Source organism: Nitrospirota bacterium, assembly GCA_016212185.1.
GTDB lineage: Bacteria > Nitrospirota > Thermodesulfovibrionia > UBA6902 > DSMQ01 > JACRGX01.
Map to the genome: position 1 here is coordinate 1 of JACRGX010000037.1, position 8,179 is coordinate 8,179.

At 40.2% G+C, this 8,179-nt stretch carries 10 protein-coding genes; 3 read left to right on the forward strand and 7 right to left on the reverse strand.

Annotation, left to right across the window (positions count from 1 at the left end):
- The 7 genes from xrt to HZA10_04180 all read right to left on the reverse strand — a co-directional run.
- Positions 1-742: exosortase (gene xrt, locus HZA10_04150; GenBank protein MBI5195497.1), on the reverse strand; the 742-nt coding region annotated here is incomplete at its 3' end.
- 18 nt (positions 743-760) lie between these two features.
- Positions 761-1,480, reverse strand: a complete 720-nt coding sequence (locus HZA10_04155; GenBank protein ID MBI5195498.1) for an NTP transferase domain-containing protein — start codon at positions 1,478-1,480, stop codon at positions 761-763.
- A 111-nt stretch (positions 1,481-1,591) separates the two neighbouring features.
- Positions 1,592-2,581, reverse strand: a complete 990-nt coding sequence (locus HZA10_04160) for a GDP-mannose 4,6-dehydratase (protein ID MBI5195499.1) — start codon at positions 2,579-2,581, stop codon at positions 1,592-1,594.
- 2 nt (positions 2,582-2,583) lie between these two features.
- The gene (locus HZA10_04165) at positions 2,584-3,561 is read right to left on the reverse strand and encodes a GDP-mannose 4,6-dehydratase (protein ID MBI5195500.1); all 978 of its coding nucleotides are present in this window, start codon (positions 3,559-3,561) and stop codon (positions 2,584-2,586) included.
- A complete protein-coding gene (locus HZA10_04170; GenBank protein ID MBI5195501.1) occupies positions 3,542-3,691 on the reverse strand; it encodes a hypothetical protein in 150 nt (49 codons plus the stop codon). Before HZA10_04170 ends, HZA10_04165 begins: the two co-directional genes overlap by 20 nt.
- A gap of 149 nt (positions 3,692-3,840) precedes the next feature.
- Positions 3,841-4,962, reverse strand: coding sequence for an acyltransferase (locus HZA10_04175; protein ID MBI5195502.1), 1,122 nt, complete (start codon positions 4,960-4,962; stop codon positions 3,841-3,843).
- Between the two features lie 216 nt (positions 4,963-5,178).
- Positions 5,179-5,604 (reverse strand): hypothetical protein, encoded by a 426-nt coding sequence (locus HZA10_04180; protein MBI5195503.1) that lies wholly within the window; start codon positions 5,602-5,604, stop codon positions 5,179-5,181.
- A gap of 317 nt (positions 5,605-5,921) precedes the next feature.
- Between HZA10_04180 and HZA10_04185 the strand changes: the two genes are divergently transcribed.
- The 3 genes from HZA10_04185 to HZA10_04195 form a co-directional block, all read left to right on the forward strand.
- On the forward strand, positions 5,922-7,097 hold the full coding sequence (locus tag HZA10_04185) for a hypothetical protein (protein MBI5195504.1): 1,176 nt from the start codon (positions 5,922-5,924) through the stop codon (positions 7,095-7,097).
- 22 nt (positions 7,098-7,119) lie between these two features.
- Positions 7,120-7,359 carry an acyl carrier protein gene (locus HZA10_04190; GenBank protein MBI5195505.1) on the forward strand — a complete coding sequence of 80 codons (240 nt, stop codon included), beginning with the start codon at positions 7,120-7,122 and terminating at the stop codon, positions 7,357-7,359.
- A gap of 284 nt (positions 7,360-7,643) precedes the next feature.
- Positions 7,644-8,179: MBOAT family protein (locus tag HZA10_04195; GenBank protein MBI5195506.1), on the forward strand; the 536-nt coding region annotated here is incomplete at its 3' end.

An 8,179-nucleotide genomic window follows, 5' to 3' on the forward strand; every position in this document is an offset into this window, starting at 1 on the left:
CACTGAAATTATGGAAAAACCCCTGTCCGGCTTCTTCACCGAAATAGAACGTTATTAAGCAAAGCGTTATAACACGAAGGACATTACCTACCAACGCAAAAGGAATAATTAGAGCAGCAAGAACAAATTTTTTCAATAAGGCCCCTTTGCTTATATATACATAAGCCAGTACGAGGGAAAACATAGTAATCAAAGAGCGGAATCCACTGCACGGGGCTCCCATAAAAATTTCATTATAACCCACTGTAATCAGTAAGCCATTACGCGTAATGGGGTAATCAAAAAACCTCAGGATTATTTCAGCAACGACGGAAACCCCATGACGCATAGGTAAGGTAATGGCGTCTAAAACTGCCGCTGGAGGCGGGACGAGAAATATAAGATAAAAAAGCGGGAAAGATACGGCCTTAGTAATATTCATTCCATAAATGTAAGTTGTTAAGCCTAATGAGAGCGGTATCAGTGAAAAAGTTAAAATAAAATCATAATCCTGATGCCAGCCGAAGACAAACATTAATAATCCAAGCAAGAAGACAGGCAAACTAAAAAAGTTTTTGACATATGGTGTATTTTGAAAGATTTGTTTAAGCTCAGCGCGTTTGCGCCATATTAACCACAAAACAATTGGAAAGATGAAATAAGCGTGCGAATAATCATCTGACCAACCGACCTTGTACAACCTATAAAAAATTGGTGTGTACATTATTGCAACTAAAGCCCAGATTAAATAATTAAAATTCATGATTGGAGTTACTCCTCTCTACGAGCCATTGGCAATGTGGAATGCCGAGATATTCCGTTCAAATTCAATGACGGCCCTTTCATAGTCGTCTTTATTCCCCATGTCAAGCCAGAAGGCATCTATGGGATAACCTGCAACTATCTCTCCAGCCTCAATGAGTCTTATAACCAGAGTTGGAAAGTCCAGATATGTATTTTTTGTAATGTAATTCAATACACGAGGTTCGTATATATAGATACCGGTGCTTGAGGGAAATATCTTTACGGGTTTTTCCTCGTACCCCGTAATCTGATTTTTATCATTCATGTGCAGTACGCCGAGCTCAATCTGAACTTTCTTCTGTGTAATGGCAATAGTAAGCGCGGCTTTTTTCTCCTTATGAAATTGAACCAACTTTGAATAATCAAGTGTTGTAAGTATGTCGCCGTTCATGACAAGAAATGTTTCATCAAGTCCTTCAATTGTAGCCAGCGCCCCCGCGGTCCCTAACGGATGCTCCTCCCTGTGATAGTTTATCTTAAGGTGTTTTGAGATTTTGTTAGTCATAAGATAAGCCTGTATCAGCTCAGACAGATAACCGCACGCAAGGACAACCTCAGAGAAGCCGTAATGCTTAAGCTGTCTGAGGATAATCTCAAGAATTGGTATCTTCCCGATGGGAAGCAGCGGCTTAGGCAAAACAGTTGTATAAGGCGCAAGCCTTGTCCCTTTACCCCCTGTGAGAATAACTGCCTTCATACGAAAGTTCTCCTTTTATGTCATTCCGTGCTTGACACGGAATCCAGTCCCATTTTTGATAAGGTAAAGGGCATCTGGATTCCCCGATTTAATCGGGGAATGACGACATTGTTAAATATGGTATGCATCAACCTTATGAAAGTCCGGGTTCTGCACTGTCCATGCAATAGTCCTTTTTAACCCTTCATCCAGCGTTATCTCAGGGGACCAATTCAATATTTTTTTTGCCTTATCAGTATTTGCAAGAAGTCTTTCAACTTCGCTTTTTTCAGGCCTCAGACGCCTCTCTTCAGTAATAATCTCCGGAGATTTTCCAAGGAGCATAAATATTTTTTTTGCAAGGTCTCCGACCGATATCTCTTTTGAGGAGCCGATGTTTATTACCTCTCCGGCGGACTCAGGCACTTCAGCAACCCTGATAAATCCGCTGACTGTATCTCCTACATAATTCAAGTCTCTTGTAGGCGTAAGTGAACCAAGTTTAATTTTATTATTTTTCATGGCCTGTGAAATAATTGTAGGGATTACGGCCCTTGAAGGCTGTCTGGGCCCGTAGGTGTTGAATGGGCGGATTATGGCGACAGGCAGTTTAAAGGCGCAGAAAAAACTCTCAGCCATTTTATCAGCTGCTATCTTGCTTGCAGAATAGGGTGATTGTCCCTGAAGCGGATGTCCTTCATCAATGGGGACATACTTTGCCGTCCCATAAACCTCGCTTGTGGAAGTGTTGATGAATTTTTCTATGTTTTCGTCAAGGCATGCGCTAAGCAGGTAAGAAGTGCCAAGGACATTGGTCTGAACATAATTTATTGGATGCACATAGCTGTAAGGGATTCCGATAAGCGCGGCAAGATGAAAAATTATCTCCTGTCCCTTCACAGCGTTTTTTACAGCATAAGGGTCTTTGAGGTCGCCCATCACTATCTTTATCTCAGATTGAAGCTCTTTTGGGAGCATCTCAAGCGAGCCGCGGGAGCCTCTTGAATTGTATCGTATGAATGCAGTCACATTTGCGCCAAACTGGACGAGCCTCTCTGTGAGATGGCTGCCTATAAATCCAGCGGCGCCTGTAACCAGAACTTTTTTACCCTGCCAGTTCATTTTCATTTTCTATTATAATTTAAAACGTCTTCCAATGTCTTATCCAAGGGAATTTGAGGCTTCCAGCCTGTCAATGAGAATAATTTTGAATTATCTCCATAATGTATCGTTGTCTCGCCTGTTCTAAGCCTGCCGGTTTCAACCTTAACTTCAATCTTCACCCTGCTCATTGACAATAATTTATCAAGTATTGCCTGTATCTTATACGCCCTGCCCGAGCATAAATTGTAAATTTCTCCTTTCCCCCCCATTTCTGCTAAAAGAGCAAGTCCGGCTGCCGTATCTCTTACGTCTGTAAGGTCTCTTTCAGCATCCAGATTACCAACACTTATAATCGGCTCTTTTTTGCCCTTTTCAAATTCCACAATCTGCCGTGCGAAATCTGTGCAGACTAAAAAAGGGTTTTCTCTCGGTCCGGTGAAATTAAAAGGTCTTGCTATAATAACATCAAGATTATGATTATTGAAATAATATTTCGCTATTTTTTCCTGAAAGACCTTGCCTAACCCATAATGATTTGACGGCAAGAGCGCATCAGTTTCCTTTAAAGCATTAGTACCTATGTGGATGCCGTAAACAGCGCTTGAGCTTGTCAGGACAATACGAGCCCTGCAGGAGAAGGCGGTCAGGGATTCAAAAAAATTTATTGTCCCTTCAACATTTGTCTTATAAATATTTCCGTAATCATCAAACCTGCCTGCTGATGCAAGGAAGTAGATTTGGTCAGGGCCAGTCTCTTTAACAATTCTCAGGATTGACTCGTTATCATTTAAATCAATATCAAGAACTTTGACTTTACTGATGAGATGCTTAATATTGTCAACCGGCTCTCCGGTTTTCTTAGTCCCTGAAACGGCACAGCCTTTTTCCAGCAAGTGTTCTGCCAGATGACTGCCCAAACATCCTGTTATCCCGATGATTAATGATTTCAATAGATTGACAGGCAGGAGAGTAGTCCTCTCATACGCTTTCGCTTTCAAGTTTTTTGCGGTCTATTTTTCCGGTTGATGTCCGCGGCAGATAATCAGTAAAACTGATTATCTTGGGAATTATGTAATGAGGCAGTTTCAACGAGCAGAAATGCTTCAGTTCTGTTTTTTCTTTTTTCATGGCAATCACTGTGAATTTAATAACAAACCTATCGTATTTATTTAAAATATAATAAACTATAATATTTTGTCAAAAACTTTAACAGTTATGTCTTGTCAATTTAGGAATATCCTAATATAGGGTTTGTTATGTTGCCGCTAAGAAACTTCTTATATCGGACGCGAATGGATGAACGTAAATCGTTCTTTCAATCGCAGGAATGGTTTCTCTAATATTTCATAAGACATCGTTGAAACAAGGACTGTCACAATCAATCTAATTGTCAATCTTGCTGCCGGGTACACAAGTAGGCTGTTTTGCGAGACGAAAGTGTTAGTGATTTCGAATGCTAACGGTCCGCAGGCAATGTGATAAACATACAAACCATAGGAAATTTTTCCGAGGTAGCGAAACAGTTTGTTTCTGAACAAAACTGATATGGGCCCAAGCCCGCCCTGCATGATAGCGAATAGGATGAGCGACATGCCAATCCCAATTAATGGATAGGTGAGCATTAGTTTCCATTGGATGAGACTGGTTTTTTGCAGGATTGTAACTGGCCAGAGTGCAATAATCCCAGCAATAAGCAGTATCCAGACTGGGATTTTCTTCAGATACTGATCGAATAGACCCAAGCCAATAATAAGACCGCCCAAAATAGACTCAAAATGAGTAAAGGGGAAAACCCAGATGGCCGGAGGGCCGATTTTATAATAAATAAAGCCCGCCCTGATAATCACACCCATCAACATGACTGTGCCTAAAATATAAATAGTGGTTGTTTTTTTTAATCTATAGAAAACTCGTAATGCCCATGGTATGACTAAGTAAAATTGCTCTTCATAAGAAATTGTCCACAAATGAGCAGTGTATGCGATAAAATGATTATATCCCAGACTCATGGAGAAGAGATTATCAGTAAAGGTTAACATTCCCAGCGAGCGATACAAAATGCCACTACTCCACCCATATAGATAGATGGAATAAATAAGTGTTATGCCGAAGAAGATGTAATATAACGGCCAAATCCTGAGCGCCCTACGAATATAGAAATAAGCAATATTGATGTTACCTTCCCTCTGATATTCCACAAATAACAGTCTTGCGAACATAAAGGCGGAGAGACATAGAAACAGGTCAACTCCAATCCAGCCATATCTTATTAGAATTCCAAAGGCTGGAATGACTTCAGCAAAAGGCGAGTGATGGATGAGGACTAACAGAAAAGCTATAAAGCGAAGGCTATCTAATTCGGGATAATAGATCCTGGTGCTATTCATGAATTTTTTCATCTAAGGAATAATCAAAAAATAAAAAATCTTCCTTTGGTCGCAAATTTAAATGGACAGCGAGCGTATTCCCCGTGGTCCCGAAACGGGTCTCCGCAAGGGTCGCTTCAACTTGTCACGGGGTTAGCGAGCAAATGTAATAAAAAGAAATTCCTTACATTAGATTCCCTGTGGTCTCTGCCGCAGGGAAGATCAATACATGCTGTGATTAGTTTACAGTTAATAAGTTTCATATATTATGTTTACACCGTTAAGCTTTTTTTCAGCTTTAAATACCTTTGTATCCATATGGTATTTTATAACGATAGTATCATTATGTTGCCATATTGCTTGAATCTTAGGACTACCGCCATGTCCTGATGGAGTTCTACCATAATAAATGTCAGAAGTAAATAAATTTCCACTTTTGTTTGGAAGTAAATTTGACGCATAAATTAGAGAGGCTTGTATGCTGAACCCTGTTTTATCTCCACAATCCCGCTGAAAAATTACTACCTTTAATTTTTGATCCGGGGATAGAACTTCCTCTATAACGTTATTACCACACATGTGCCCCATGAGTTTATCAATACCCCAGATGGCAACACCAACCAGAATAGGCAATGCAATAAAAATATAGATAGTAATTTTTTGCCATTTCTTCATTTAGTTATCTACCGGAACGACCCCTATCGTTCAGACGCTAAGTGTCTCTTGTGTTAGAAGGGTCTGACAGTTTCTGTTGTCTTCTTTTTCACCAGTGACTCATATTTATTTGGCAGACTACATCCCAAAGTTGAATGCAGTCTTTTTATTTTACACTTCTTCAATAAAATAAGGAATATGTTTCATTACTGCCTCAAAGGTTTTAGAATCACATAAATACACTTCTTTGCTTTTTTATAAATCTCTCTGAATGGTATTCATGCGCTGCATACTGTAGTGCCTTGTATTTTCTCTTATATTTTTATTAAAATAAATAAATGGGGGTTCAAGCAATACAAATAGACAGTCTTCGCGGGGTATCAACGATCACAGTTGAAGGCATTAATTCTGATATTGCTTTCTGCCATCCTGAAATTAAAGGTCTAAAGAGACTTGACACTGTCAATGGAGTGATTGAGCTTGAAATCAGTGATAATCTAACCGGGCATGAATTGGATGATTTAAAAAAACAAGTTGCCAGTGTTGTTGATATGTCGGTAAAATCATTCCGGTTTGTTGAACAACTTTCTCCGTTGTGGCATCATGAATCAGGAGCGCCATATCATGGCAGTAAGGCTGTTAAGGCATTTTCCGACCAGTACACAACCGAATTAGGTCCCGGACAGTATGCATTTCACGGACCTGCTGGCAAGCTATTCGTATTTTTTTGTAATCGCATTAAAAGGCTTGCAGAGGATATGAAGGCTGAGATATGGCATCTTCCAAGTATAGAGATGTCGCAGGATTTGATTCCTCAGACAGGATATTTCAGTTCGCATCCGCAGTTGGTAACATTTGGCTACCGCCTGCCGCCCCATTATGAGAAAATACGCAGTTTTGCCGATATTGCCAAAGTGAAAAAATTATCGGCGCCTGAGGATAATTCCATGCTCGAGCCTACAGGCTTTATTCTTGAACCGGTAGTGTGTCATAACGTATATCGCAGTCTGAAAAACCATCGGCTTGCTCAAGGAAGAATTATTACTGCTGAAGGCAGGTGCTATCGCTATGAGGGGTTTCGTTTTGCGCCGCTTTTGCGTCAATGGGAGTATTCAATGAGGGAAGTTGTTTTAGTTGGCGAAGGGAATTTTGTGCAGACTGCGAGACTGCGTTGCTTAGAACTTACGCAGGCGATGGTTGATGAACTGGATATAACAGCAGACTTGGAAGTTGCAACCGATCCGTTTTTTGTCAGCGCCGCCGCTACTGCCAGGACTTTCCAGATGATGCAGTCAACCAAGATGGAATTGCGCCTGCGGATAGATGAAGGTGAGAGCACAGCTGGGGCGTCGTTTAACCTTCACTCTAAACATTTCACAGAGCCAATGAACATTTACAATAAGGATGGAAATGTCGTTGAGACGGCATGTGTTGGATGGGGCATTGAACGCTGGATGGCGGCTTTTGTTGCACGATGGTCTGAAAACCCCGCAAAATGGCCGATACCCATTTGAAGACTAGTATACAGCAACAATTATGAAAAGATTAAAAGTTATTCTGTCACAGGTATTGAAAATACAGGAGGATACAATTAGTGATGAGACTTCGCCTGATAACACTCCAACATGGGATTCTATGAATGCATTGTTGTTGGTTACTACTCTTGAGGACGAATACAAGGTAAAATTTACAGCACGTGATATAATCAGCGTAAAAAACGTAAGGGATATGAAGGAAAGTTTAAAACGTCATGGGATAATACTTACAGATAATTGATAAAAGAAGAGGCTTCGTTTGTCATTCCCGCTTGTCGTCCCGATGCATCGGGATTTTTCAGAAAGATTCCCGAAGCGAGTCTACGCGAAGAGTCGCGCCGACTGGACAAGCCAGAATGACGGGAGGACAATCATTTTCAGTCTTGATACCTCGCCCTGAAGCATATAGGTTGCGGGGTAATTCATTCCCCCAAAATAATGATATTTAATTCAGTACAGTTCGCCTTATTTTTTATTGGCGTTTATATTTTATACCTTTTGCTCAAACATAAGTGGCAGAACAGAATGCTGCTTGTGGCAAGTTATGTGTTTTATGCGTTCTGGGACTGGAGGTTTTTATCCCTTGTATTGACTTCTACGGTCATTGATTACTTTTGTGGAATAAAAATAGATGAAGCAAAAGACATTAAAAGAAAGAAACTATTTCTGTTGCTTAGTGTATGCGGCAATTTATCTATTTTAGGTTTTTTCAAATATTTCAACTTCTTTTCCTATAACCTGCAGGTTATGCTGAATTCTCTGGGCTTGCCTGTAGAACCTCATTTATTCCACATTATACTTCCGATTGGCATCTCTTTTTATACCTTTAAAACGCTGAGTTATACGATTGAGATTTACTGGGAACTGATGAAACCTACAAAAAATTTTATGGATTATGCCCTTTTTGTGGCATTTTTCCCAACCATTTTATCTGGTCCTATTGACAGGGCAAGACATTTCCTTCCGCAGATACTCTTTCCGAGAAAATTAACGCTTGATAAATTTTATCAAGGCGCATTTCTGATATTCTGGGGGTTTTTCTTGAAAGTGTTTATTGCGGA